The organism is Solitalea longa, from assembly GCF_002920915.1.
Taxonomy (GTDB): Bacteria; Bacteroidota; Bacteroidia; order Sphingobacteriales; family Sphingobacteriaceae; genus Solitalea; species Solitalea longa.
In genome coordinates this window covers 344,043-369,288 of record NZ_PQVF01000004.1, presented here as the reverse complement: position 1 = coordinate 369,288, position 25,246 = coordinate 344,043, and the positions used below count along the sequence as shown (strand labels likewise).

The 25,246-nt window shown below is 38.6% G+C and carries 24 protein-coding genes and 7 tRNA genes; 13 read left to right on the top strand and 18 right to left on the bottom strand.

Annotated features, from left to right (window positions below):
- Positions 1–215: 215 nt before the first annotated feature.
- Positions 216–974: a sulfite exporter TauE/SafE family protein gene (locus C3K47_RS07405; RefSeq protein ID WP_103788483.1), complete on the bottom strand. Its 759-nt coding sequence runs from the start codon at positions 972–974 to the stop codon at positions 216–218.
- A 254-nt stretch (positions 975–1,228) separates the two neighbouring features.
- Here C3K47_RS07405 and C3K47_RS07400 point away from each other — a divergent pair, with 254 nt between their 5' ends.
- Together C3K47_RS07400 and C3K47_RS07395 are read left to right on the top strand one after the other, a co-directional pair.
- The gene (locus tag C3K47_RS07400; protein ID WP_103788482.1) at positions 1,229–1,405 is read left to right on the top strand and encodes a MarR family transcriptional regulator; all 177 of its coding nucleotides are present in this window, start codon (positions 1,229–1,231) and stop codon (positions 1,403–1,405) included.
- Between the two features lie 61 nt (positions 1,406–1,466).
- Positions 1,467–2,192: an NAD-dependent epimerase/dehydratase family protein gene (locus tag C3K47_RS07395; protein WP_103788481.1), complete on the top strand. Its 726-nt coding sequence runs from the start codon at positions 1,467–1,469 to the stop codon at positions 2,190–2,192.
- 185 nt (positions 2,193–2,377) lie between these two features.
- On the opposite strand, the gene C3K47_RS07390 is transcribed toward C3K47_RS07395, so the two are convergent.
- The 8 genes from C3K47_RS07390 to C3K47_RS07355 all read right to left on the bottom strand — a co-directional run bounded on the left by C3K47_RS07390 (position 2,378) and on the right by C3K47_RS07355 (position 3,796).
- Positions 2,378–2,462, bottom strand: a tRNA-Leu gene (locus C3K47_RS07390).
- Between the two features lie 34 nt (positions 2,463–2,496).
- A tRNA-Gly gene (locus C3K47_RS07385) sits at positions 2,497–2,569 on the bottom strand.
- A gap of 61 nt (positions 2,570–2,630) precedes the next feature.
- Positions 2,631–2,715: transfer RNA gene (locus C3K47_RS07380), tRNA-Leu, on the bottom strand.
- Between the two features lie 16 nt (positions 2,716–2,731).
- Positions 2,732–2,804: transfer RNA gene (locus tag C3K47_RS07375), tRNA-Gly, on the bottom strand.
- Between the two features lie 43 nt (positions 2,805–2,847).
- A tRNA-Gly gene (locus C3K47_RS07370) sits at positions 2,848–2,920 on the bottom strand.
- A 43-nt stretch (positions 2,921–2,963) separates the two neighbouring features.
- A tRNA-Gly gene (locus tag C3K47_RS07365) sits at positions 2,964–3,036 on the bottom strand.
- Between the two features lie 43 nt (positions 3,037–3,079).
- A tRNA-Gly gene (locus tag C3K47_RS07360) sits at positions 3,080–3,152 on the bottom strand.
- 152 nt (positions 3,153–3,304) lie between these two features.
- On the bottom strand, positions 3,305–3,796 hold the full coding sequence (locus C3K47_RS07355) for a regulatory protein RecX (protein ID WP_103788480.1): 492 nt from the start codon (positions 3,794–3,796) through the stop codon (positions 3,305–3,307).
- A 109-nt stretch (positions 3,797–3,905) separates the two neighbouring features.
- Here C3K47_RS07355 and C3K47_RS07350 point away from each other — a divergent pair, with 109 nt between their 5' ends.
- The 3 genes from C3K47_RS07350 to C3K47_RS07340 all read left to right on the top strand — a co-directional run bounded on the left by C3K47_RS07350 (position 3,906) and on the right by C3K47_RS07340 (position 7,977).
- Positions 3,906–6,371 carry a bifunctional UDP-N-acetylmuramoyl-tripeptide:D-alanyl-D-alanine ligase/alanine racemase gene (locus tag C3K47_RS07350; RefSeq protein WP_103788479.1) on the top strand — a complete coding sequence of 822 codons (2,466 nt, stop codon included), beginning with the start codon at positions 3,906–3,908 and terminating at the stop codon, positions 6,369–6,371.
- A gap of 72 nt (positions 6,372–6,443) precedes the next feature.
- The gene (locus C3K47_RS07345; protein WP_103788478.1) at positions 6,444–7,034 is read left to right on the top strand and encodes a DUF502 domain-containing protein; all 591 of its coding nucleotides are present in this window, start codon (positions 6,444–6,446) and stop codon (positions 7,032–7,034) included.
- Between the two features lie 16 nt (positions 7,035–7,050).
- Positions 7,051–7,977 (top strand): patatin-like phospholipase family protein, encoded by a 927-nt coding sequence (locus C3K47_RS07340; RefSeq protein ID WP_103788477.1) that lies wholly within the window; start codon positions 7,051–7,053, stop codon positions 7,975–7,977.
- 35 nt (positions 7,978–8,012) lie between these two features.
- Here the strand turns inward: C3K47_RS07340 and C3K47_RS07335 are convergent, their stop codons facing one another.
- A complete protein-coding gene (locus C3K47_RS07335) occupies positions 8,013–8,729 on the bottom strand; it encodes an LOG family protein (RefSeq protein WP_207765254.1) in 717 nt (238 codons plus the stop codon).
- 47 nt (positions 8,730–8,776) lie between these two features.
- A complete protein-coding gene (locus tag C3K47_RS07330) occupies positions 8,777–10,273 on the bottom strand; it encodes a sodium:solute symporter (protein WP_103788475.1) in 1,497 nt (498 codons plus the stop codon).
- 191 nt (positions 10,274–10,464) lie between these two features.
- Here C3K47_RS07330 and recR point away from each other — a divergent pair, with 191 nt between their 5' ends.
- From recR to C3K47_RS07315, 3 genes are all read left to right on the top strand, one after another.
- On the top strand, positions 10,465–11,082 hold the full coding sequence (recR, locus tag C3K47_RS07325; protein ID WP_103788474.1) for a recombination mediator RecR: 618 nt from the start codon (positions 10,465–10,467) through the stop codon (positions 11,080–11,082).
- 200 nt (positions 11,083–11,282) lie between these two features.
- Entirely contained in the window at positions 11,283–12,098 is an 816-nt protein-coding gene (locus C3K47_RS07320) for an SDR family oxidoreductase (RefSeq protein ID WP_103788473.1), read from the top strand.
- 73 nt (positions 12,099–12,171) lie between these two features.
- On the top strand, positions 12,172–13,002 hold the full coding sequence (locus tag C3K47_RS07315) for an alpha/beta hydrolase (RefSeq protein ID WP_103788472.1): 831 nt from the start codon (positions 12,172–12,174) through the stop codon (positions 13,000–13,002).
- On the opposite strand, the gene C3K47_RS07310 is transcribed toward C3K47_RS07315, so the two are convergent.
- Complete coding sequence (locus tag C3K47_RS07310; protein WP_103788471.1) at positions 12,999–13,982, bottom strand: ion channel; 984 nt, start codon at positions 13,980–13,982, stop codon at positions 12,999–13,001. The genes C3K47_RS07315 and C3K47_RS07310 overlap by 4 nt on opposite strands.
- Positions 13,983–14,016: 34 nt before the next feature.
- Positions 14,017–14,904, bottom strand: a complete 888-nt coding sequence (locus tag C3K47_RS07305) for a YitT family protein (protein WP_103788470.1) — start codon at positions 14,902–14,904, stop codon at positions 14,017–14,019.
- Positions 14,905–15,327: 423 nt separating this feature from the next.
- Between C3K47_RS07305 and trpD the strand changes: the two genes are divergently transcribed.
- The 5 genes from trpD to nhaA all read left to right on the top strand — a co-directional run bounded on the left by trpD (position 15,328) and on the right by nhaA (position 20,328).
- Positions 15,328–16,329 (top strand): anthranilate phosphoribosyltransferase, encoded by a 1,002-nt coding sequence (trpD, locus tag C3K47_RS07300; RefSeq protein WP_103788469.1) that lies wholly within the window; start codon positions 15,328–15,330, stop codon positions 16,327–16,329.
- Between the two features lies 1 nt (position 16,330).
- A complete protein-coding gene (locus tag C3K47_RS07295) occupies positions 16,331–16,954 on the top strand; it encodes a phosphoribosylanthranilate isomerase (protein ID WP_103788468.1) in 624 nt (207 codons plus the stop codon).
- Between the two features lie 27 nt (positions 16,955–16,981).
- Positions 16,982–18,178 (top strand): tryptophan synthase subunit beta, encoded by a 1,197-nt coding sequence (trpB, locus tag C3K47_RS07290; RefSeq protein WP_103788467.1) that lies wholly within the window; start codon positions 16,982–16,984, stop codon positions 18,176–18,178.
- 66 nt (positions 18,179–18,244) lie between these two features.
- Entirely contained in the window at positions 18,245–19,021 is a 777-nt protein-coding gene (gene trpA, locus C3K47_RS07285; RefSeq protein ID WP_103788466.1) for a tryptophan synthase subunit alpha, read from the top strand.
- A gap of 89 nt (positions 19,022–19,110) precedes the next feature.
- Positions 19,111–20,328, top strand: coding sequence for a Na+/H+ antiporter NhaA (nhaA, locus tag C3K47_RS07280; protein ID WP_103788465.1), 1,218 nt, complete (start codon positions 19,111–19,113; stop codon positions 20,326–20,328).
- Between the two features lie 3 nt (positions 20,329–20,331).
- Here nhaA and C3K47_RS07275 read toward each other — a convergent pair whose 3' ends face one another.
- The 5 genes from C3K47_RS07275 to asnS form a co-directional block, all read right to left on the bottom strand.
- Positions 20,332–20,844, bottom strand: a complete 513-nt coding sequence (locus C3K47_RS07275) for an HPP family protein (protein WP_103788464.1) — start codon at positions 20,842–20,844, stop codon at positions 20,332–20,334.
- Between the two features lie 90 nt (positions 20,845–20,934).
- Positions 20,935–22,269 (bottom strand): vanadium-dependent haloperoxidase, encoded by a 1,335-nt coding sequence (locus C3K47_RS07270; protein WP_103788463.1) that lies wholly within the window; start codon positions 22,267–22,269, stop codon positions 20,935–20,937.
- 88 nt (positions 22,270–22,357) lie between these two features.
- Entirely contained in the window at positions 22,358–22,972 is a 615-nt protein-coding gene (locus C3K47_RS07265) for an L-threonylcarbamoyladenylate synthase (protein WP_103788462.1), read from the bottom strand.
- A 76-nt stretch (positions 22,973–23,048) separates the two neighbouring features.
- Positions 23,049–23,573, bottom strand: coding sequence for a GNAT family N-acetyltransferase (locus C3K47_RS07260; protein WP_103788461.1), 525 nt, complete (start codon positions 23,571–23,573; stop codon positions 23,049–23,051).
- 196 nt (positions 23,574–23,769) lie between these two features.
- Entirely contained in the window at positions 23,770–25,206 is a 1,437-nt protein-coding gene (asnS, locus tag C3K47_RS07255; RefSeq protein WP_103788460.1) for an asparagine--tRNA ligase, read from the bottom strand.
- Between the last annotated feature and the right edge of the window lie 40 nt (positions 25,207–25,246).

Below are 25,246 nucleotides of genomic sequence, written 5' to 3'. Positions count from 1 at the left end.
TTGGTTTTGTAAAGAAATGCTTTTACAGTCAATAGATGGTAAAAATGATGAGATATTAATAGTTAAATGTTTGATAATTAAAACTTAATAGAATTTAAGTTGGGTTAGCATTTTATGTAAAAAACGTTTATAGCCAAAAAGATGTTTTGTTAAAATGTTATTACGCCAGAAGGTGCAATAAAGAATGTAGTTTTTTCCTGACCTTTGATCAAAAACTACTTCCAAAAAACATCATATGCATAACGAATGATCAGCAAACAAATAACAAACAGAAAGAATTTTCGGATAAAATCATTGCCTTTCGACAAAGCCAGCTTGCTGCCAATAAGTCCTCCGGCCATATTGCAAACAGCCATGGGTAAGGCCACATGATACAGCACCTGTTTATTAAAAACAAATGCCGAAAGGGCGGCAATATTGGTGACGCAGTTTACCACTTTTGCATAGGCCGAGGCGTTTAGAAAATCCAGTCCTAAAACCAGAATAAAGGCCAAAACGAAAAAGCTGCCGGTACCAGGACCGAAAAAACCATCGTAGAAACCGATGATCAATCCAATCAAACCGCCATATATAATCATTTTCTTTTCAGGGATTTCTTTTGATTCTGAGTTCCCAAGGTCTTTTTTCAAATAAGTGTAAATGGCTATTGCAATTAGAATAAACAGGATCAATGGTTTTAGAACTTTGCTGTTGAGCAGACTTACTGTTTGGGCGCCAAGGTAAGCAGCGATCAACGCACAAATCGCAACTGAAATCAAAACCTTAACATTAAACTGCACACGTTTACTGTATTGCCATGCAGCAACGCTGGTTCCAGTTAATGAAGGAATTTTTCCGGTTCCAAGGAGGGTTGGGATTGGTACTTTGGGAAGTGACAGCAGCAGGGCAGGGGTTTGAATTAGTCCACCACCACCAACGATCGAATCAATAAAACCTGCAAGAAAGGCAAAGCTACAAAGTATAATAAGTTCCATTTTTGTGATAAACTTAAAGATTGTAAACTCGGATAGTGTGCAATCTGATGTAAGTTATTAGGCCCCAACAGGCTGCGAAATTGAGAATAAAAGCTTAAATTATATCAATAAAATGTTTGCTTATGGGCGTAGGCTCGCCTGCTAGTCGATCAGGCTGCGGATTGTTCTACTTTTTGCCAAGGCCATGGTCTCCCTGAGCGTAGACGAAGGGCAAAAAGTCCGTCAACCCTTGTCCAATTTAATTATTGATAATTATGGATGCAAAAGAACAAGTTTTAGACGCTATGAAAAAGGATGGTTCTCCTTTAAATGCTGGGAAAATAGTAGAAATAACAGGTTTGGACCGTAAAGTTGTTGATAAGGCTATGAAACAGTTAAAAGAAGAAGAAGCAATTGTTTCTCCAAAACGTTGCTACTGGCAAGCTAAATAATTTTAGTAACAACTTGAAAGTAAAGTAACAGCTGATATTATTCAGAACAAAAATCAAAGCTATGTCAAAAACAATTTTTTTAGCAGGAGCTACTGGAGCAATCGGTCAAGTTCTAACACCTTTATTGGTTAAAAATGGGTGGAAAGTCTATGGAACTACACGTTCTAAAGACAAAGTTTCAATTATTCAAAAAATGGGTGCTGAACCTGTTGTAATAGATGTTTATGAAGCAGGGAAGCTAAAGGAAATTATTTCTAATATTAAACCTGAAGTTATTATTATTCAACTTACTGACCTGCCGTATGCGCTTGACGGCAAAGAAATGGCTGCAGCATTGGTTCGTAATGCTCGCCTAAGAACTGAAGGCACAAAAAATTTAGTAGAGGCTGGTGTTAGTGCTGGGTGTAAGCGTATCATTGCTCAAAGTATTTCTTTTATTTATGATGAAGGACCAACCCCACATGTAGAAGGAGACCCACTTTTACCGTTTACAGATCCAGTATATGGAGAAACAGCGGATGGCGTTCGAAATTTAGAAAGACAAGTAATAGAATCAGGAGTTGAGGGTATAGTATTGCGTTACGGCCTTTTTTACGGTCCTAAAACGGGTTTTGATGCAGCAATTGCACCAGCTTCGGTTCATGTTGAAGCAGCGGCGAAAGCTGCTGAAATGGCTGTCACAAAGGGCCAAACCGGTATTTACAATGTTGCCGAGGCTGATATATCACTCTCTAGCGAGAAAGCTATTAATACTTTTGGTTGGGATGCTAATTGGAGAGTAAAATAGTTTATCGAAGTAAAACTGCCAGTCCTCTATGGATTGGTCATTGAATTGAGCAACGAAGCAGAAGGTTCTTTAAATTCTTTGAGTGGCAGGTAAATAGATAATTCAGAAATGTTTTACCTATGTTGTACCCATAAATAAGAAATGCTTGTAAACTTTTGATTTACAAGCATTTAACTTTGATTTTGTACCCCAGGCGGGAATCGAACCCGCACGGCCTTAACGGCCACAGGATTTTAAGTCCTGCGTGTCTACCAGTTCCACCACCAGGGCGGGTACTTACCCAATAATTGTAAGAACAATTAAGAGCGAAAGACGAGATTCGAACTCGCGACCCCAACCTTGGCAAGGTTGTGCTCTACCAACTGAGCTACTTTCGCATTAAAATTAAATAAGAGCTGTCTTTCAAGCTCTTTAAATCTCGGACGTTTCCGAAATTTGTACCTCAGGCGGGAATCGAACCCGCACGGCCTTAACGGCCACAGGATTTTAAGTCCTGCGTGTCTACCAGTTCCACCACCAAGGCAGCCTTGTTAAAAGAGAGCGAAAGACGAGATTCGAACTCGCGACCCCAACCTTGGCAAGGTTGTGCTCTACCAACTGAGCTACTTTCGCTTTTTTAATTTTTGTAAGACTGTAAAAGAACGTTTTCTTTGAGAGCGAAAGACGAGATTCGAACTCGCGACCCCAACCTTGGCAAGGTTGTGCTCTACCAACTGAGCTACTTTCGCTTTTTTAATTTTTGTAAGACTGTAAAAGAACGTTTTCTTTGAGAGCGAAAGACGAGATTCGAACTCGCGACCCCAACCTTGGCAAGGTTGTGCTCTACCAACTGAGCTACTTTCGCTTTTTTAATTTTTGTAAGACTGTAAAAGAACGTTTTCTTTTAGAGCGAAAGACGAGATTCGAACTCGCGACCCCAACCTTGGCAAGGTTGTGCTCTACCAACTGAGCTACTTTCGCTTTTATTACCCCTGATTGCTTTTGGGACTGCAAATATAGAGAATATCTAAGTTCTGTCAATACCGATTTTATATTTTTTGTTCGCAGAAAGAAGGTTTGGCTCCTAAGCGTTTTATAATCAGCGTAAGAAAATTTTATAAAAAACTATTTTTTTACTTTTTTAAATGCTCATTGATCACTTCCCATACTAAATCGCTTTCAAAACCACGCGAAATCAGGTATTGTGAAAGCTTGAATTTTCGTTTATAGGTATCACTTTCTTTTTCCTGTCCGGCTCGCTTTACATAAAGCTGTATCAATGTTTGTTCATAATCTTCGGCATTAATGCTGGCCAAACCTTTTTTGATCAGGTTTTCTGATACGCCTTTCAATTTCAAGCCTTGTTTAATTTTTATACGCCCCCATTGTTTCATTCTGAATTTTCCCAGCGAATAAGCTTTGGAAAAACGCTCTTCATTGATGAAGTTATTAATGATCAGATCGCTTATGATTTCTTCAACAGCGTCAGTCCATAATCCCCATTCATATAATTTGTTTCGTACCTCCTGTTGGCTCCTTTCCTGATAAGCGCAAAACTTTGCAGCTTTTTCAAGGGCTATTTTAGGATTGGTGAGGCGCTTTTTAGGTGATTCATCATGTAGCATAAGGCGAAAATAGAGAATCGTTATCGAAATTTTGAAGAATGCTTTTCGATTTACTCTTTTCTTAAATTAAGCTTTTAACTATGGAGCCATTCTCTATATTTGTTGCACTATGCCTCTTTTCAATAATAAAATCCAATCTATTGCTAATCTGTTAAATGCTAAGTCCGAATTGACAGATGCAAATCAAACTATAGAAATACTAGCTACTGATAGCCGTAAAATCACTCATCCGGAGCAGGCCTTATTTTTTGCTTTGTCCGGACAACGAAATGGTCATGAATTTATTCCAGAATTAATTGAAAAAGGAGTAAAAAACTTTGTTGTTTCCGAAGAAAAATGGCTGAGTATTGCTTCTAATGTTAATTTTTTGTTGGTAAATGATACATTAGGTGCCCTTCAAAAACTAGCTGCCGAATACCGCAAACAGTTTAATTATCCGGTTATAGGTATTACGGGCAGTAACGGGAAAACAATTGTTAAAGAATGGCTATTTCAATTGCTTTCTGTCGATCATCAAATTGTAAGAAGCCCCAAAAGCTATAATTCACAAATAGGAGTGCCGCTATCTGTTTGGCAAATGAACGATTCAGCCAACCTGGCCATATTTGAGGCCGGTATATCTCGGCCAAATGAGATGCAGGTGCTGGAATCGATTATCCGTCCTACCATTGGGGTGCTCACTAATATTGGTGCAGCCCATGATGAAGGATTTTCGGACCGAAATCAAAAGCTTGATGAAAAGATGAAGCTTTTTGATTCGGTAGATCTATTTATCTATCCAAAAGATGAATTGATTCATTATAAAGGCACGTTAAACGCTCAAAGAACAATAAACTGGTCGTTTACCGACAAAACGGCTAATGTTTTTATAAAGGAAATCGATAAAAAAATTAACCACTCGAGAATAATCGCGCTGGTGAATGGCAAAGAGCAACAAATAGACATTCCCTTTAGCGATGAAGCTTCAATAAAGAATGCTATTACTTGTTGGTGTGTTTTGTTGGCACTTAATATTCCTCATGAGCAGATTAAAAGGCGAATGAAGGAACTGGCACCTATTGAAATGCGCTTGAAACTTCGCAATGGTGTTAACAATTGTACAATTATTAATGATAGTTATAATTCGGATGTAGGTTCACTGGAAATTGCGCTCGATTTTTTGAAGCAACAACAACAGCATCCAAAAAGGACTTTGATTTTATCGGATATTGTTCAGTCAGGTATTTCAGCGCAAGACCTTTATGTCAAAGTTGCCAAATTATTGGATGCAGCTAGAATTGACACACTGATAGGCATCGGTCCGGAAATTTCTTCCCAAGCCGGTTTATTTAAACAGGAGAAAGAGTTTTATACTGATACTGATTCGTTTTTGGAGCATTTTTCTGCTGCTAAATACAACAATGAAAGTATATTGCTAAAAGGAGCCCGCAGGTTTGAATTTGAGCAGATCAGCAAACTTTTGGAACAAAAAGTTCATGAAACGGTATTCGAGATCAATTTAAATGCACTTATTCAAAACCTAAACTATTATAAATCGAAGCTTCAACCCGGAACCAAATTAATGGCCATGGTAAAGGCTTTTTCTTATGGAAGCGGGAGTTTTGAGATTGCCAATGTATTACAGTTTCATAAGGTTGATTACCTGGCTGTTGCTTATGTTGACGAGGGAATTGTGCTTCGCAAGAGCGGAATTAAATTGCCGATAATGGTGATGAGTCCGGATGTGTCTGCATTTCAGGGCATGGTTCAAGCTAATCTCGAACCCGAAATCTACAATTTCAGAATACTGAATGAATTTGCTGGCTTTGCATCATCGTTATCCACCAAAAAAGAATATCGTATTCATTTGAAAATAGATACGGGAATGCACCGGCTGGGGTTTTTAGAAGGTGATATTGACAAGCTTCTTGAAATTTTAAAGGAATATCCCAACTTGAAAATAGCCTCTGTTTTCTCTCATCTTGCAGCAAGTGAAGATGCGGAAGAAGATGGATTTACAGCGTCTCAGCTGGCTATATTAAAACGAGTTTGTGAAAAGTTGGAGAAGGCTCTGGGGTATTCATTTATCAAACATATTTGTAATACTGCCGGTATCTCCAGACATCCGGAGGCGCATCTGGATATGGTTCGTTTAGGTTTGGGTGTTTACGGAATTGATAGCGCGGTAAAGAATAATCGCCTTTTACAACCAATTGGTACTTTGAAGACCACCATCACCCAGATCAAAGATCTTGTTCCTGGTGATACAGTAAGCTATAATCGCAGGGGATTGATTACAAAGCCCTCAAGAATTGCTACTGTAAAATTGGGTTATGCCGACGGATACAGTCGTAAATTGGGCTATGGAGCAGGCGAAATGCTGGTTAATGGACATAGGGTGCCGGTTATTGGTACGGTTTGCATGGATATGCTGATGTTGGATGTTACCGGGGTTGATTGCAAAGAAACCGACGAGGTGATTGTATTTAATGATGAATTGAGGGTGGAAGAACTCGCAGAAAAAATCGGAACCATTCCGTATGAGGTACTTACTGGTATTTCGCAGCGGGTTAAACGAATTTATGTATATGAGTAGTTTTAACTTATTGCTCTCACAAAGATTATCTTTAGCCTTTATTTTGATATAAATTTATTTAAATAACTATTCATGGATGAAATAGGTAAACTTCGTCATAAAGCAAGGGTACGAAGTGTTTGGAAGATTCTGTTCGGTTTTTTTATAAAGGGACTGCTTTTTGTGTTGCCTATTGGGTTAACATTTTACATTGTTGCCAGCGGTATAAGATTTGTTGATAGTTTAATAGATATAGGAATTCCGGGATTAGGTTTAGCCATTGTGCTGGTTTCCATCACATTTGTTGGTGTTCTGGTAACCTATTTGATCACCGAACCTATTGCCAACTATTTTGAAAGGCTTTTAAATAAAATTCCGGTTTTCAAGCTTATCTATTCTTCGATAAAAGACTTTATGGAAGCCTTTTTTGGAGATGATAAAAAGTTTAATGAACCTGTTTTGGTTCAGATAAATGAACTGGGATTGAAAAAAGTTGGGTTTATCACCCAAAAAGATCTTTCTGTTTTGGGTTTAACCGATGATGTAGGTGTCTATTTCCCTCATTCGTATAATTTTTCAGGTGAATTTTTTATTGTTCCTTCTAAGTTTGTGAAACCGTTGCAGTTGAATTCGGGCGAGGTAATGAAGTTTACAGTTTCCGGAGGGGTAAGTGATTTGAAGTAGTCGAAAATTAATATTTATGACAGGTCAAAAAGTTTGCCTGGTACTGGGTAGCGGTGGTGCCAGAGGGATTTCGCAAATAGGCGTTATCGAAGAGCTGGAGAAGAAAGGCTTTATAATTTCACGAGTTGCAGGATGCTCTATGGGGGCACTCGTTGGTGGGGTGTATTGTGCCAATCACCTGGAAACCTATAAGAACTGGATCATAAACCTGGAAAAGAGGGATGTTTTTAAGCTTCTGGACTTTACCCTTTCAGGAGGTGGTTTGGTGAGAGGTGATAGGGTTTTGGGAGCTATCGAAGAATTGATCGGGCCCCATCAAATTGAAAATTTCGCCATCCCCTTTACAGCTGTGGCAACGGATGTTCAAGCTCAGCAGGAAATCTATTTTAATTCGGGTGATTTATTTAAAGCTATCAGAGCATCGATTGCCATACCAACAGTTTTTACACCAGTGACAGAAAACGGCAAGGTTCTTTTGGATGGAGGCTTGTTAAATCCGTTGCCTATTGAGGTGGCAATGGCCAATCGCCAACCCGACGAATTATTAGTTGCGGTAAATGTAAATGCAAATACGGCACCATTGCAACTATCCGAATTTCCGAATAAGGAGTTACAAGTCAAAGGTAAAGGCTTGTGGGATAGCTGGCTTTCGTCGTTTTTTAAAATGGATACACGTTCAAATGATCCAACAGAAAAAATTGGAATGTTCGGTTTGCTGAATCGTTCGTTTGAGCTTATTCAAGATCGTTTAACCCAATTAATGCTTCAAACTTACCAGCCAGATATTTTGATTAATATTTCGAGGAATTCATGCGGTAGTTTTGAGTTTTACAGGGCATCAGAATTGATAGAAGTGGGTAAGCTAAGCTTTGATATTGCCTATACAGATTATCTGCTTAAAAAAGAAGAATCGAGTTTTGTTGCTTTAAATAATGAATTGTAAATGGCACAAACCATTTACAATTCAATTTATACTTGCTAAAAGTTAGGCTTAATTACATACTTGTTGTAGAATCGAACAATGTGTTCAACCGCTTCTTCAGCTGTGTCTACCAGTCTGAAAAGATTGTGGTCTTCCGCAGAAACATAACCTCCTTCTTCCAGTTCTCTTCTTATCCAGTCGAGCAAACCTCCCCAGTATTCTTTACCTACCAACACGATAGGGAAACGGGCCACTTTTCCGGTTTGAATTAGAGTGAGTGCTTCAAAAAGCTCATCCATCGTTCCAAATCCTCCCGGTAAAACCACAAATCCCTGAGAGTATTTAACAAACATCACTTTACGAACAAAGAAATAATCATAGGTCATTAGTTTGTCCTTATCGATATATGGATTATGGAATTGTTCATGCGGTAAATCAATGTTCAAACCCACCGATTTACCACCGGTAGAATGAGCGCCTTTGTTAGCAGCCTCCATAATACCCGGACCGCCGCCCGAAATGATACCGTAGCCATTAAGCGTTAATTGACGGGCAATTTCAACTGCTACTTCATAATATTTTGTTCCCGGCTTTACCCTTGCCGAGCCAAAAATTGATACGCAAGGACCGATTCGGGCCATGGTCTCAAATCCCTTAACAAACTCCGCCATGATCTTGAAAATCTGCCATGAATCGGAGATTTTTACTTCCGGCCAGTCTTTGTTGACAAATCCCTCACGAATTCGTTCATCATTAATTAAATCGTCATTCATCATAGTTAAATTTTTATAAAAAGGCTTGGTAAGCCTTCAGCTATATTTTAAACATTTAAGGCCGATTCTTTGTTCAGGCGGGCATCAGAAGATGATGCAGCAGGAGCTGTGGAAAAAATGTAAAGCCCAATAAATGTTATCAGTCCATTTATTATTAAAAGCTCAAGTCCGATGTGAAACTCCCCGAAAAGGTCTTTTTGATATTTATCGATTACAAAACAAATACCAGGAGCGGCTAAGCATACAAATGGGACAATTTTTTCATTTAAAATGCGCTTGGTTAAAATGCCAAAAGAGAATAATCCAAGCAGAGGACCATAAGTATATCCGGCCAACTTTAAGATCAAACCGATCATGCTAGGATTGTTGATCCATTTAAACATCATTACCAGTAATAAAAACACAAAAGCAAAGGTTAAATGCACTCGTTGACGAACCTTTTTCTTGTATTCATCAGTCCAGGTTTGATTACGCTGCAAGCCGATTATATCTATACAAAACGATGAAGTTAAGGCAGTAATTGCACCATCGGCACTTGGAAAAAGTGCAGAAATTAACGCAATGATAAAAATTACGGAAATTACCGGTGGTATGTGCGAATCTAAAGCTATTGTTGGGAATAATTTATCGCCGGTAGCAGTAATTCCTACTTGTTTGGCGTATAGATGTAATAATCCACCTAAAACTAAAAACAAACCAATAACAAATACCATGATAAAGGCAAGTGAAACCATATTCTTTTGGGCGTCTTTCAGGTTTTTAACCGAAATATTCTTTTGCATCATTTCCTGATCCATACCGGTCATGGTTATAGTGATAAATGCGCCTGCCAAGATCTGTTTAACAAAGAATAATTTATCATTAGGATTGGTGAAGAATACTTTCGAATATCCAGAGGCGTCCATCGCCTGAAAGCCTTCCGGAAGGGAGAGGTTCATTTGTTTCAGAATATAAGCCACACAAATTACCAGGCCGGCAAGCATACAAGTGGTTTGCAGCGTATCGGTCCATACAATGGTTTTAACACCACCTTCATATGTGTACAGTAGGATCATTAACAGAATGATAAGGGTAGTTAACCAAAACGGAATGCCAAATTGAGATAAGATAGCTTCCTGTAAAATATTCACCACCAGGTAAAGCCTGGCTGTAGCACCTACCGTTCTCGAAATAATAAAAAATGAGGCTCCTGTTTTATACGATGTAAAGCCTAAGCGGCTGTTCAGGTAAGAGTAGATGGAGGTTAAATTTAATCGATAATAAAGCGGTAATAGCACAAAAGCGATGGCCAGGTAACCGATAAAATAGCCTAGGGTTATTTGCAAGTAAGCAAACGATTCACTGCCAACTCCGCCTGGTACACTCACAAAAGTCACCCCTGATAAGGAGGTACCGATCATACCGAAGGCGACCAGCATCCAGTTAGAACTTTTATTACCAATGAAAAAGGTATCGTTACCTGCATTGCGGGATGTGAAATAGGCTACAACGAGTAAAATGACAAAATACAGTGCAACGAATGTAAATAGTAAAGAAGCTGACATGCTTGTGTTATGTTGATTAGTGATTTGGTTATATAACCCGCTAAATATGGAAAAAATCCAAAATACTTTCTAGTTTAATTTTCTTTATTTCTGATAGGTTTTTACTCGGTCGTAATGGCAATATTATTAAAGCCAATAATTGCTGAAGCCATTTTACCTGCGCATATTTGTAGTTCAGATTAAAACAAGGCATGCAGTTTTCATCAAAATTACTGGAAGAAGCAGTTAACGAATTTTCGAAATTACCGGGTATTGGATCAAAAACAGCGCTTAGGTTGGTTTTGCACCTGTTGAATCAAAACAATGAAGAGGTTGAACATTTCGGCAATACCATTATTAAACTTCGCAAGAACATCCGTTTTTGTTCCAATTGCGGAAACATTTCAGATACTCCGGTTTGTGATATTTGCGTGCATCCAAAGCGAGATCGCTCGTTAATTTGTGTAGTGGAAGATAGCAGGGACGTAATGGCCATTGAAAATACCCAGCAATTTAACGGCCTTTATCATGTTTTAAACGGATTGATCTCTCCGATGGAAGGTATCGGGCCTTCTGATCTTAACATTACTCAATTACTTGAACGGGCTGCCAGCGGTGAACCTGCTGAAATTATCCTTGCGCTTAATCCAACAATGGAAGGGGACACCACCATCTTCTACCTGTATAAAAAACTGAAAGAATTTAACGTGAAGATTACAACGATTGCCCGTGGAATTGCTTTTGGCGGCGAGATCGAATATGCAGATGAACTGACCTTAGGTCGATCAATTGCCACTCGCGTACTCTACGAAAACAGCCTGCTCAAGTAAGGAAAGCTTCATTATAAAAGCTATTACCAGTTTTGATAAATAATATAAGCGTAATCAGCTGGATATCTTTCAAGGAATTGCCAAATCAATATTTTTTTTCATTTTTGAATCGAATAATTAGTAATTAAATCAACCAACAGGAGTCTCGGAACTGCTCTTACCCCGATTCCCGGGTGTTTTCATCTTATATCTCAATAAACATGTCATTAAAAGGAAAAACAGTAATTATTACCGGCGCTTCATCGGGAATAGGAAAAGCTTGTGCTGAAGCGTTTGCCCAACAGGGAGCTAACCTTGTTTTGGGTGCCCGCCAGTACATTGCCTTATGTGAATTGGGCCAGCAATTGGAACAACAGTACGGCATAAGGGTAGTGGCGGTTGGTTGTGATGTGAGCCATGAAGAAGATTGCCGCACGTTAATTGGACAGGCGAAGCTTACTTTCGGTAAAATTGATGTACTGGTAAATAATGCTGGGATCTCAATGCGTGCCCTGTTTAAAGATCTTGATCTAAGCGTTTTGAAACAGTTAATGGATGTTAATTTTTGGGGAACCGTTTATTGCACCAAATATGCATTGCCTGAGATCATTAAATCGAAAGGATCAATAGTTGCTGTTTCATCAATTGCGGGTTATAAAGGCTTGCCGGGAAGAACCGGTTATTCGGCATCTAAATTTGCCATGCAGGGATTTATGGAGTCGTTGCGTGTTGAAAATTTGAAAAATGATGTTCATGTAATGGTTGCCTGTCCGGGTTTTACAGCTTCCAACATTAGAAATTCAGCCTTAAATAAAAACAATGAACAACAGGGCGAAAGCTCTATGGATGAAAGCAAGATGATGTCATCAGAAGAAGTTGCCCAAATCATAGTTAAAGGTGTTCAAAAGCGAAAACGCGATTTGATCATGACCGGTCAGGGTAAACTTACCGTGTTTTTAAGCAGGTGGTTTCCGGCTTTAACCGATAAACTGGTATATAATCACTTTACTAAAGAAAAAGATCCTTTATTGAGTTAGTTTCTGATAGTCCATAGTTGAAAGTTGGATTCGACTCTGAGCTATGGACTTTCGGACTTTTTAATTAAAAAGTATGCTCGCTTTCATTGCCAATATCTCCAATAGTTTTACAACCAAAGGGGTTCAAAAGAAAAGAGATTTACCTTATGTATCAAGTTCATCAGATGATTTTGATAAGCTAAGGCACTTATTGAATGTCTACTCACCTTTAAATGCTAATAATTGCGATGTATTGATTTTTGTGCATGGGGGAGAGTGGGATAGCGGTTCAAAAAATATTTACGGACGGCTGGGAAAGGGTTTTGCCTCAAGAAATACAGTGTTTGTTTCTATAAACTATCGTCTTGCGCCGGCTCATGATTATAAAGACATGGCCTTTGATGTAGCCAGAGCCGTTAAATGGGTGAAAGAGAACATTGTTAACTACGGTGGTAATCCTGGTCGAGTATTTCTTTCCGGTCATTCGGCAGGTGGTTATTTAACTGCGCTCGTTGGTATGGATGATCGTTTCTTTCAAAAGGCTCAAATCGAAAATCCCTTAAAAGGATTGATTTTGATCGATAGTTTTTTGCTCGACCTGCATGATTTCTTTACCATTACCGACCCTGAATGGGCAACCAAATACTTTCAGTTATTTGGTATTGATCCCGTGAAATGGCAGGAAGCTACGCCAATGAATTACCTGAAGAACACGAATTTACCCATCCAAAGTTTTCTGGGAACAAAGACGTATCCAGGTATTATGCTAGGGAACGATCGGTTTAGAAAACAATGTGAACTGGATGGTAAAAAACTGGAATTTAATATCATAAAAGACAAAGCTCATCGGGCCATGATTACCCAATTGTTTTTTATGGATTGCCCGATGTATGATACCATTCTTAATTTTATCCGAAGAAATTAATCGCCAGGGGTTTCTGAAACGATCAGCTCCGACAATTCAACTTTTTCATACTCATGCAAAAGATCAAGTGATAAAACTGATATTCCGTTTTGCTTACTTATCATTGGTATAAATCGGGCACCCCTGATTAAATCGCTATAGTTGTAAGAATGCCTTGCGTAAACGGTTTGGGAGTAAATTTCATCAAAGGCTTTCAGCGAAATCAAAATTTCCATTTCTGCATCCAGTAGTTGATCTTGAGTATATCCGAATAAAATGCTTTTTTCATTGATGGGATGAACAACCGTCCAGCTCATTGGAAAAAAATTAACTTTTGCCCTTTCTAGTTTCAAATCAAAATACCGGCGTATCCTTTTATCATCCTCGTCCACCATTATCGAATAAATAACCTGCAGTTCGGTTTCAATCAGCTGGGTTTTACGCCCATTAACAATTCTGAACATCAGTCCATGGCCTTCCCTATAAGGAGCAATGATGATGTTTTCGCTAAAAAGCACTTTTGCAGAAGGTCGGGAGAAACGGCCATATAATAAGCCGGTGGCAAGTGCAAAGCCTAATAAGCCCAACAAACATTCAAAAGCAGCCACACCGCTCATCCAATAATTGCTGGGACTTAAATGTCCGTAACCAACAGTTGAAAGTGTTTGTGCACTAAAGAAGAAACAATCCAAGAACTGTTCAAGTAATTCGTGGCCTTTGGCTCCATTGAGGTATTCGGTTCCGAGCAAAAGGTAAATAATTGCGAAGAAACTGTTGATCAGAATAAACCAAAGCAAAACGATCAGGCCGAATTTTCCCCAACTCATAGTAATGAGGTCGTTGTAAACGTCCTGAATGGTTGTAGTTGATCTTCCTATACGTTTTACGTTAAAGGAACCGTCGTTATTTATGGCTCTGTTACTGCCGGTTAATTTCTCACTAAACCCCAAATCATGCAGCTCATCCTTTGAAAACTTACGTTTAATACGATTGAAATTCATGCTTTAATTTAGTTTAAAGTTTTCTGAAAACCGGCTAGTGCAAAGGTCGGCGTTTAATAATCCCACCTTTTGTCTCGTTGATACTGTGCATGATCACAAATGCCCTTGGGTCGATCTTTTCAATTTCTGATCTTAATTTCGAAATCTCCAGGCGGGTAATGACTGTAAAAACAATATCAATTTCTTTATTTTGATAAACGCCTGATCCAAAGCCGCGTTCGCCTTTATAAATGGTAACACCACGTCCAAGTTTATTAATGATCGCTTCCTTGATCTCAGTGCTTTTGATAGAAATGATGGTGACACCGGTGTACTCTTCAATACCCTGGATAATAAAATCAACTGTTTTTGATGCCGAAAGATAGGTAAGTATGGAGTACATGGCTGCTTCAATTCCTAATAAAAAGGCCGCAACGGTAAATATTAAGATGTTGATGATTAAAATCGTGTCGCCAATGGTAAGGGCTGATTTACGGGTGATGTAAACGGCCAGAATTTCGGTGCCGTCAATTACTGCGCCTCCTCTAACAGCAAGACCAATACCACCTCCAAGAAAGAACCCGCCGAATATGGAGATAAGTAGTTTGTCGGAGGTAATTACCTGGAAGTTGATTGTTGACACGACCAAGGCTAAACCTGTAATAGCGCAAAATGTTAGTAAAGCGAATTTTTTTCCTATTTGCTTGTAGCCGACAATGATAAAGGGAATGTTTAAGGTGAAGATCAGAATTGAAAAAGGAATATGTGTAACATGATTGATCAAAAGGGAAATACCGGTAACTCCACCATCAATAAATCCATTGGGAATTAAAAAGCTTTTTAGCCCAAAGGCAGCAGAAAATACTCCCAAAACAATAAGTAGGACGGCATTGATGTTTGAACGGACATTAAGTCGACGTATCGTTTTACTTTTGCTAGACATATCAACAAATCTATCTTATTGGGGTTTTAAATCATAATCGAGCCTTTAGAAAAATTAACTGTTTTTGTTTATGGTTGAATTTCGAATGGATTTTAAATTTTAATTTATCATTGAATGCCTTTACAGAAAATTATCAAATTGATTAAAAAACAAGCTGGTTATTGAAAAATATTCTGATAAATGGTTTGCATTTTAAAAACAGATTATTCATATTTGAAAAAATCGAAATGAAACACACAGTATTAAATAACATTTGGTGGTGGCGCTGCATAAATTGCGGACGGTAACCTCCTTGTCATTTAATAAAACTATCAAGATACTTTTATGAAGGGTTGCCTTAAGGCAACCCTTTTTTTGTGTCTGCAGCATTAAACTACATCGTATTTTAGATTAACTAACAAAAGCATAAGCAGCTTAAAGAAAATGAAAAAAATACTTACCCATTTATTCGAAGGGCAAACCTTTTCAAAAGCAGAATCGAAGGAGATTTTAATAGATCTGGCTTCAGGAGCTTATAATACTTCGCAGATGGCCTCTTTCATGACCGCCTATTGTATGAGAAGCATTACAGTGGATGAGCTGGAAGGGTTCAGGGATGCAATGCTTGAACTTTGCTTACCTATTGATCTGCCTTCGGAAGAGCTGATCGATTTGGTTGGAACCGGTGGCGACGGTAAAGACACCTTTAATATTTCCACGCTTTCTTCTTTTGTGGTGGCGGGAGCAGGCTATAAAGTTTCCAAACATGGTAATTATGGCGTTTCTTCGGCTTGCGGTTCTTCAAATGTTATGGAGTATCTGGGGTATCGGTTCACTAACAATGCCGATAGCTTAAAACGATCATTGAATGAAGCCAATATCTGCTTTTTGCATGCTCCACTATTCCATCCTGCAATGAAAACGGTGGCTCCCATACGCAAGGAACTGGGGGTAAAAACGTTCTTTAACATGCTGGGGCCAATGGTAAACCCGGCCGCTCCAAAGTATCAGTTTTTAGGTGTTTTCAGCCTTGAATTAGCTCGCTTATATGCGTACCTCTATCAGAAAACCGAAAAACAATATATGATCATACATACCTTAACAGGATATGATGAGATTTCATTAACAGCTCCCTTTAAAGTTTTTTCAAATGACGGTGAGGCTTTATATGATCCATCGTTATTTGGAGCAGCCCTGAAGCCTGAAGCCTTGTTTGGTGGCGGTACAATTGCCGAATCGGCTGAAATATTTACAAACGTACTAAGCAATAAGGGAACTGAAGCACAAGAGAAAGCGGTATTAGCTAATTCGGCAATGGCTATTAAATGCAGAGAAAGAAATAAATCCATCGATGATTGCTACGCTATTGCAGTAGAATCATTAACCGCCGGAAAAGCACTAAATAGCTTTAAGAAATTGTTAGAATCACAAACCATTATAGCATAAAATGAAGATCAAGATCTGCGGAATGAAGTTTCGCGAAAATATTGAGGATGTAGTACAGCTAAAGCCCGATTACCTGGGGTTTATATTTTATCCCCAATCGCCACGATATGTTGATGATCTTTCGGTTTTAAAAGCCATACCCTCATCCATAAAAAAAGTGGCTGTTTTTGTAAATGCCAAATTGCAAGATGCTTTGGAAATTGTGGCTGATTATGATTTTAATGCCGTTCAACTACATGGCAATGAAAAGCCTGATTACTGTTCTCAGTTTAAATCGGCAACGGTTGAAGTGATCAAAGCATTTGGTGTTAACAATGAGTTTGATTTTAGTGACTTAAAAAGATATAAAGATTCCTGCGATACCTTCTTATTTGATACAAAGTCTGATAGTCATGGCGGGACGGGTAAAACTTTCAATTGGGATATTTTAAAAAATTATAAGGAGCCGAAACCATTCTTTTTAAGTGGCGGAATTGGACTTGATAATTTACATGAAGTAAACACCATACAAAATTATGGTTTACCTATTTATGGCCTTGATCTTAATAGTAAACTTGAAGTGAGTCCCGGGTTAAAAGACACCCAAAAAGTTAAAGAAGCAATCGATAAAATTAAAGGCATTTAGTTTTTCAAGATAAAACAAACACCCAAAATGAATAAAACAGCAATAAACTATTACGTAGATGAGCGTGGTTATTTCGGTGATTTCGGAGGAGCATATATTCCGGAAATGCTATATCCGAATGTAGAAGAGCTTCGTCAGAATTATTTATCCATTATAAACGATCCTGCATTCCAACAAGAGTTCAGAGAATTGCTAAAGGATTATGTTGGCCGTGAAACTCCTCTTTTTCATGCCAAAAGACTATCGGCCCATTATGGTACCACTATTTACCTTAAACGAGAGGACTTGAATCACACTGGTGCTCATAAGGTTAATAATACCATCGGCCAAATTTTACTTGCCGAAAAACTGGGTAAAAAGCGAATTATTGCTGAAACAGGAGCAGGTCAGCATGGGGTGGCAACCGCCACGGTTTGTGCCTTACGCGGACTTGAATGCGTAGTTTATATGGGTGAAATTGACATTAAACGTCAGGCGCCAAATGTTGCCCGTATGAAAATGCTGGGTGCAAAGGTTGTTCCTGCGACCTCAGGAAGCAAAACCTTAAAGGATGCCACTAATGAAGCCATGCGCGATTGGATCAATAACCCGGTTGATACGCATTATATAATCGGTTCGGTAGTTGGTCCTCATCCATATCCCGATATGGTGGCTCGTTTTCAATCGGTGATAAGCGCTGAAATTAAAAAGCAGCTGAAAGAAAAAACCGGTTCTGAACTTCCGGATTATGTTATGGCTTGTGTAGGCGGCGGAAGTAATGCGATGGGGACATTTTATCATTTTTTAGAGGATGAGTCTGTACAACTGATCGCGGCGGAAGCTGCAGGATTGGGTGTTGATTCGGGTAAATCAGCAGCTACTACCATTTTGGGTCAGGAAGGAGTGTTGCATGGAAGCCGTTCTATTTTAATGCAAACAGAAGACGGTCAGGTGGTTGAGCCGCATTCTATATCAGCAGGATTAGATTATCCTGGTATAGGTCCTCAGCATGCGCACTTATTTAAAACCGGTCGTGGTAAATATGTAGCTGTAACAGATGATGAAGCCATGCAAGCGGCACATTTATTAACCCGCTTGGAAGGTATTATTCCTGCTATTGAATCCTCTCATGCTTTAGCTTACCTTGAGAAAATGACTTTTAGAGGTGACGAAAAGCTGGTGGTTTGCTTGTCGGGGCGGGGAGATAAAGATCTTCAAACGTATATGGATTATTTTAACTTATAATTTCGAGTTCCGAGTTTAAGATTTAATGAATTGTGGTAACTCGTAACCTGCAACCTATAATTAATTATGAACAACAGATTAATCGAATTATTCAAGAATAAAAATAAAGACTTGCTTTCGGTGTATTTTACCGCAGGCTACCCACAGCTTACTGATACCTTAGTTATTGCGAAAGCTTTGGAAGAGGCAGGGGCTGATTTTTTGGAAATAGGATTCCCTTATTCTGATCCTGTGGCTGACGGACCCACTATTCAACATAGTAGCCATGTGGCTTTAGAAAACGGTATGAGCCTTAAAGTGTTGTTTAAGCAACTGGAAAACTTGCGTCGGCAAATTTCTGTTCCTATTATTTTAATGGGATATGTAAATCCGGTTTTGCAGTATGGGGTTGAAAAGTTTTGCGCTGATGCTGCAAGGGTTGGAGTTGATGGTGTGATTGTACCTGATTTACCAATGTATGAATATGAAGAATTGTACAGGGAACATTTTGAAAACAATAATCTTAGCAATATATTTCTGATAACTCCGCAAAGCTCTGATGAACGTATTCGTAAAATTGATGAATTGAGCAGTGGATTTATTTACGCATTATCTTCTTCGTCAACTACCGGTAATAAATTAGCGGTTGAGGCGTCGCAAACCGAAAAATATTTCGAACGTTTGAAAAGTTTAAAGCTGAATAATCCATTGATGATCGGTTTTGGTATCAATGACAAAAATAGTTTTCAAAAAGCCTGCTCATCAGCAAATGGAGCTATAATCGGCAGTGCCTTTGTTAAAACCTTAAGCAGTAAAGTTGAGGGCGCCAAAATAAAACAGTTTGTAGCTTCGATAATTGAGTAATGAAGCAATATCTTTATCAGGGACAGGCTCAAAGTAGATCCATTTACTTATAATTCAGACTTAACACACTGCTTAATATTTAGAATTCAATGCGGCATTTTAATAAGGGTATATTTAAGCCATTTACAGCTTTTCTGCAAACAGAACAGGCCTCAGGTGTAATTCTTATATTATGTACCATTCTTTCTTTGTTGGCTAGCAACTCTTCATTGAGTGAGCAGTATCTTTATTTTTGGCATCAGAAAGTTGGATTTATAGGCTTTGGTTCTGAGTTTACACTCAGTATTGAACACTGGATAAATGATGGCCTTATGGTTATCTTTTTTCTGGTTGTTGGTTTAGAAATAAAACGGGAGCTGTTAAAAGGTGAATTGTCATCTGTTAAGAAAGCCACACTTCCAATGGTGGCGGCTTTGGGTGGGATGGCTGTACCGGCCATAATCTATTTCCTCATTAATAAATCTACCCCTACAGAGCATGGCTGGGGAATCCCTATGGCTACCGATATCGCTTTTGCCTTGGGAATTCTCAGTTTGTTGGGCAAACGTGTTCCAATTAGTTTGAAAGTGTTTTTAACAGCCCTTGCTGTGGTTGATGATTTAGGGGCCATTTTAGTGATCGCTATGGTGTATACACAAACCGTTGTGATTCAGAATCTGTACATAGCACTTTCAATCTTTGCTATACTTATGGCGTTTAACTATTTCAAGGTTAGAAATGTCATGATCTATTTATTAGGTGGCGTTTTTATGTGGTATTTCATGTTGAAATCAGGAGTGCATGCAACCATTGCCGGAGTTTTATTAGCCATTACAATTCCTTTAGAGTCTGATTATAGCGATTATTCACCTGCAGAAATATTAGAGCACAATCTGCATCAGTTTTCATCCTTTATAATTATGCCATTGTTTGCTTTGGCCAATACCTGTATTGTTTTTGACGGAAGCTTGCTAAATATTTATGGAACAGAATTAGGCTTAGGAATTATTTTAGGGTTACTATTAGGTAAACCTTTGGGGATTGCGGGGTTTTCGTTTATGGCGATTAAATCGGGTATAGCCACAATGCCTTCAAAGGTTTCCGTTAAAAAAGTGATTGGTATTGGTTTTTTAGGTGGAATCGGGTTTACGATGTCAATATTTATCTCTATCCTGGCATTTATTGAGCCTGAAAATCAAAACTTTGCAAAGATCGCTGTATTGTCTGGCTCTGTCTTATCCGGGCTCATAGGATACTTAATTATTTATAAGGCAGACAAGAAAACATCCGTTTCTGCACAAACCAATGAAACGTTGTTAGAGGAGTAGTGATTAGAACCAATACTTTGGATATTTCCTTTTGCTGCTTAAGTTGTTAAAAATAAGAGCAATTGCTACCAATATTACCGAACCCAATAAAACAGGACTAAATAAAAAGCTCCACTTTGCACCAGTTAAGATAATAACTAATGGATTTGCTCCTGCCGGCGGATGTACCGTGCGTGTAATTTGCATTAGACCCAATGAAAGGCTTACTCCTAAAGCCAGAGAATACCAGGTATTGCCCATCATATAATAACATGTCAAGCCTACTATTGCAGTAAGTAAGTGTCCTCCAATAATATTCCGCGGTTGAGCTAATGCACTGTCTGGTAAACCGAAAGCCAATACACAGGTGGCTCCAAAAGGAGCAATAAGCATAGGCGTATCTGCTGTTCGTGAAAATAATACGATCAACGAAATAGCGATCAATGCTCCTAAAACTGAGTATACGGAATGTGAAATATGGGGTGCCGATGGACTTCTTTCAGCAGTTTTAAATTTAGAGATGTACTTTTTGGGCATTTAGATGTTTTTAATGCTAAAAATAGAGGTGCAAAGGTAGCCTGTGAAATTTTAACTTCAAAAAGTTAAAACATAAAAAAATGACAACAATCAGAATTTTAGTGTTAAAACCTTTTGTGCAACTGCTTTTCCTGCGTTCATTCCAATATTCGTGTCAAAATCATAGTGAATACCACCATAAACTCTTGATATTGCAGCTTCATTGGCCATTTCTTCGAAAGTATTAAAACTCCTCGGACTAAAACCATCGTCAACTTTTTGGTTATCGGTAAAAGAAAAGTCGTTGCCAAAATATGCACTTAAAATGGTACTGGTTGCTCCAGTAAACGAGGCATGACCCGAAATATAAGAAGGAAATGGAGGAGTGCCGATCTTACTCGTCCAAGTGGGGTCGATGTTGTTTCGAATATACGTTACCGGGCGAAGCAAATTATACTTGTATTTGCAATTCCAGCAAACGATTGCTGCATCATTTAATGCAATGCCTACTTGGGCAAATAGTTGTGAAGCTTTATCAAGGGTAAGGTTATTATCTTTTACCAGCTGAGTGGTAATTGCAAGCATGTGTCCTGCAGGGGTAAATGTTCCTCCTGCATCGGCCCAATAATTAGCAATATAGACTTGTTCCTGGCTGAGTGAATTTACGGTTTGATAAACCAGGTTTGCTGCTTTATATAAGTCGGAGTTGTGATCAATTGAATACGCGGGTGGAGCTGTTATTTGGGTAGTTATTTTTTTGTTTTCCGGATAAAGTAATCGGTTATTACCCCAAAATGGAAGTAGAGCGCTTTGGAAAAGAGGAGGGGTTGGAACCCAAAGGCCATTTCCACTTGGAGGAACATAACTGCTTGGGAAATTATTTAAGTAAGCCGCTTGTCCCTTATCCGATGCCGACCATAGATAAATGGCGTTGGCCATCCTTTTTCCAAAATCAACAGATCGGTCAATATCTTCCTGTGAAAACTCTGTAGAGGTCAGGTCTAATTGATTTTCTACTTCTATTTGATCAATTAAGGCAATATTGTCGGCAGAAGCGTTCCCGAATAAATTGCGAAGCATATCAGCCATGGCTGCATTGGCCGCGATGGCCCAGTTATATCGTAATTCAGGGTCGTTATAAGGTAAGTAGTTAAGACCTTCTAACTGTCCGCTTAATGAGGTTCCATTCGGAATTCCGCGAACAACAGTTTCGTGCAAAGCGATGCTGGTATATGCTATTGCCCTGGCTGCCACAGGAGGGGCAAAGCCTGGAGTTTCTTTAATTAGTTTTAACTCCATATTGTACCACGAAACAGGCACAAATGAACCCCAATTGGATGCATCTACAGTGGAAGGAGGTACAACATCATCACTCTTTTTACAAGATTGAAAAAAAAGGATAGCAAAGAAAATGAAGAGAGAAAAGCGTAAACCGTTATATTTCATATGAGAGCGTTTGCTGTAAAATTAAAAAGTGCAATTCGTTGGTATCAAACCATACAATTTACTGATAATTTTCAGTTTTGCACAAAAGTTATGCCTCAAGAAGACCTTTGCCTTGCCTGATAATTTCAATTTCACCAGTTGTGCAATCTACCACCGTTGAAGGTTCATTATCTCCGTATCCACCATCGATAACGATATCAACCAGATCCTGGTATTTCTCATGGATCAATTCCGGATCTGTTGAATATTCCAGAATTTCATCATCATCATGGATAGAGGTGGAAACAATCGGATTGCCTAATTGGTTCACAATTTCGCGGGCAATCTCGTTATCAGGAACACGGATACCTACAGTTTTCTTTTTACTGTTTAATAATTTAGGCACTAGTCCGCTTGCGTTAAAAATAAAGGTAAAGGGTCCGGGTAAATGCTGTTTAAGCATCCGGAAAATAGTGGTATCAATAGGCTTGGTGTAGTTGCTTAAATGGCTAAGATCATAGCAAATAAACGAAAGGTTAGCTTTATCGGGTTTAATACCTCTTATTTGGCAAACTCGTTCAATTGCTTTGTGATTTGTAATGTCGCAGCCCAGGCCATAAACTGTATCGGTAGGATAGATGATCAGGCCTCCTTTTTTCAGGCATTCAACTACTGTTTCAATCGCTTTTGGATTAGGTTTATCAGGATAAATCTTTAATAACATGGCGAAGTAAAGATATATAAATGAAAAAGAGGAAGAACAGATTTCTTCCTCTTTTTCATTTCAATTTGTTTTATGCTTAAGATGGAAACTTTTGTTTCGACATGGCATATTGAAGTGTTGGTCCAATATCATATTCCATAGCTTTTTCAAACCACATTCCTGTTTTGGCCATTACTTTTATAGAGGCCAGATTTTCGGCATGTGCACGACCCACAATTTTATCCATTTTTAACTGTTGAAAGCCGTGTTTTAGGCTGCCAACACTGGCTTCGGTAGCAATGCCTTGTCCCCAAAATTTTCTCAGAATGCGATATCCTAAATCTACATCGTTGAATTCGGGTATATATTTCAGGCCGCACCAGCCCACAAATTCATTAGTTTCTTTAAGTAAAACTGCCCATCTTCCGTAACCATAATCCTGATAATGCGAATAGTCATTAATAAATGACCGAGCTTCATCCACTGAATTAAAAGGCATATCACCGGTAAATCGTTGTACTTCGGGTGCAAGGTTAAGCTGAAATAAGCCTTCTGCATCATTACCGTTAAACTCGCGTAATTTCAGACGATTGGTTTCAAATAAAACTTGAGCGTTTGCCATAAACTTTCAGAATTAATTGTTGTTGAAATATAGTTCTAGTTATTTATTTAAAATCAAAATATAAACTTGATTTTATATTGAAATAAAGATATAAATATTGAATAATATTTAAAAATCAAATTATAATTTTTTTTAAAAAAATAAAAGGCCTTCGGATTTTTACCGAAGGCCTTTTATTTCAATTGTTTTATTTCGTTTAAAATTCGGCGTTTTTAGGTGTACGCGGAAATGCAATCACATCGCGAATATTGGTCATTCCGGTAGTAAATAATACCAATCGTTCAAACCCTAATCCAAAACCTGAATGTTCGCAAGCACCGAAACGACGGGTGTCTAAATACCACCATAACTCTTCGGTAGGAATTCCCATTTCGTCCATACGTTTAGTTAATTTATCTAAACGCTCTTCACGCTGAGAACCTCCAACCAGCTCACCAATACCCGGCACCAAAATATCCATCGCCCTAACGGTTTTACCATCTTCGTTCAGACGCATATAAAACGATTTAATGTCTTTAGGATAATCCGTTAAAATTACCGGCTTTTTAAAGTGTTTTTCCACCAAGTAACGCTCGTGCTCCGACTGAAGATCAGCTCCCCAATCTTCAATCAGGTACTGGAACTTCTTGTTTTTATTTTGTTTAGAGTTTTTCAGAATATCGATAGCCTCGGTGTAAGTAACGCGCTCGAAATTGTTGTTAGTAACAAACTCTAATTTTTCAATTAAACCTAATTCACTGCGTTCGTTCTGAGGTTTTTGTTTTTCTTCTTCTGCCAAACGCTGGCCCAGGAATTCCAAATCTTCACGGTTGTTTTTCAATACATAACCGATCACATATTTAATGAACTCTTCTGCAAGGTTCATATTATCAACCAGGTCGTAGAAGGCCATTTCAGGCTCAATCATCCAGAACTCAGCTAAGTGACGAGTGGTGTTTGAATTTTCAGCACGGAAAGTAGGTCCGAAGGTGTAAATTTCTCCAAAAGCCATTGCCGCCAATTCACCTTCCAGCTGACCCGAAACGGTTAAGTTAGTGGCACGTCCAAAGAAATCTTGTTTATAATCGATTTCGCCTTCTTCATTGCGAGGAGGATTGCCAAGTTCCAAAGTAGTTACCTTGAACATTTCACCCGCTCCTTCAGCATCTGAAGCAGTGATAATCGGTGTATGCATGTAAACGAATCCTTTTTGATTAAAGAACTCATGAACAGCAAACGCTAAGGCATGACGAACACGGAACACCGCACCAAAAGTATTTGTACGGAAACGTAAGTGTGCATTTTCGCGTAAAAACTCTAAACTGTGTTTTTTAGGTTGAATAGGGTAGGCTTCAGGATCGCAATCCCCCAAAATTTCTACGTTTTTTGCTTTAATTTCAACTTTTTGGCCTTTACCTAATGATTCAACCAATTCGCCGGTAACAGAAACAGCCGCACCGGTAGTTATCCTTTTTAATAATGCTTCATCTGTATTATTAAAATCAACAACCGCTTGAATATTATTAATAGTCGACCCGTCATTAAGGGCGATAAACTGGTTGTTGCGGAAAGTGCGCACCCAACCTTTGATAGTCACCTCTGATCCGTAAGCAGTAGAATCAAGGACTTCTTTGATGCGTGTTCTTTTTACCATAAATGTGAATATTATTATATGCTAATAGTCCATGGTTCAT

Coding starts and splice junctions, on each gene's coding strand:
- C3K47_RS07305 (WP_103788470.1), bottom strand. CDS start 14,904: ATGTCTAGCAAAAGTAAAACGATACGTCGACTTAATGTCCGTTCAAAC.
- C3K47_RS07350 (WP_103788479.1), top strand. CDS start 3,906: ATGCCTCTTTTCAATAATAAAATCCAATCTATTGCTAATCTGTTAAAT.
- recR (WP_103788474.1), top strand. CDS start 10,465: ATGCAGTTTTCATCAAAATTACTGGAAGAAGCAGTTAACGAATTTTCG.
- C3K47_RS07275 (WP_103788464.1), bottom strand. CDS start 20,844: ATGCCCAAAAAGTACATCTCTAAATTTAAAACTGCTGAAAGAAGTCCA.
- trpB (WP_103788467.1), top strand. CDS start 16,982: ATGAATAAAACAGCAATAAACTATTACGTAGATGAGCGTGGTTATTTC.
- C3K47_RS07265 (WP_103788462.1), bottom strand. CDS start 22,972: ATGTTATTAAAGATTTATCCTGATAAACCTAATCCAAAAGCGATTGAA.
- C3K47_RS07330 (WP_103788475.1), bottom strand. CDS start 10,273: ATGTCAGCTTCTTTACTATTTACATTCGTTGCACTGTATTTTGTCATT.
- C3K47_RS07320 (WP_103788473.1), top strand. CDS start 11,283: ATGTCATTAAAAGGAAAAACAGTAATTATTACCGGCGCTTCATCGGGA.
- nhaA (WP_103788465.1), top strand. CDS start 19,111: ATGCGGCATTTTAATAAGGGTATATTTAAGCCATTTACAGCTTTTCTG.
- C3K47_RS07260 (WP_103788461.1), bottom strand. CDS start 23,573: ATGGCAAACGCTCAAGTTTTATTTGAAACCAATCGTCTGAAATTACGC.
- C3K47_RS07400 (WP_103788482.1), top strand. CDS start 1,229: ATGGATGCAAAAGAACAAGTTTTAGACGCTATGAAAAAGGATGGTTCT.
- C3K47_RS07395 (WP_103788481.1), top strand. CDS start 1,467: ATGTCAAAAACAATTTTTTTAGCAGGAGCTACTGGAGCAATCGGTCAA.
- C3K47_RS07405 (WP_103788483.1), bottom strand. CDS start 974: ATGGAACTTATTATACTTTGTAGCTTTGCCTTTCTTGCAGGTTTTATT.
- C3K47_RS07270 (WP_103788463.1), bottom strand. CDS start 22,269: ATGAAATATAACGGTTTACGCTTTTCTCTCTTCATTTTCTTTGCTATC.
- C3K47_RS07355 (WP_103788480.1), bottom strand. CDS start 3,796: ATGCTACATGATGAATCACCTAAAAAGCGCCTCACCAATCCTAAAATA.
- trpD (WP_103788469.1), top strand. CDS start 15,328: ATGAAAAAAATACTTACCCATTTATTCGAAGGGCAAACCTTTTCAAAA.
- C3K47_RS07295 (WP_103788468.1), top strand. CDS start 16,331: ATGAAGATCAAGATCTGCGGAATGAAGTTTCGCGAAAATATTGAGGAT.
- trpA (WP_103788466.1), top strand. CDS start 18,245: ATGAACAACAGATTAATCGAATTATTCAAGAATAAAAATAAAGACTTG.
- C3K47_RS07335 (WP_207765254.1), bottom strand. CDS start 8,729: ATGAATGACGATTTAATTAATGATGAACGAATTCGTGAGGGATTTGTC.
- C3K47_RS07340 (WP_103788477.1), top strand. CDS start 7,051: ATGACAGGTCAAAAAGTTTGCCTGGTACTGGGTAGCGGTGGTGCCAGA.
- asnS (WP_103788460.1), bottom strand. CDS start 25,206: ATGGTAAAAAGAACACGCATCAAAGAAGTCCTTGATTCTACTGCTTAC.
- C3K47_RS07345 (WP_103788478.1), top strand. CDS start 6,444: ATGGATGAAATAGGTAAACTTCGTCATAAAGCAAGGGTACGAAGTGTT.
- C3K47_RS07315 (WP_103788472.1), top strand. CDS start 12,172: ATGCTCGCTTTCATTGCCAATATCTCCAATAGTTTTACAACCAAAGGG.
- C3K47_RS07310 (WP_103788471.1), bottom strand. CDS start 13,982: ATGAATTTCAATCGTATTAAACGTAAGTTTTCAAAGGATGAGCTGCAT.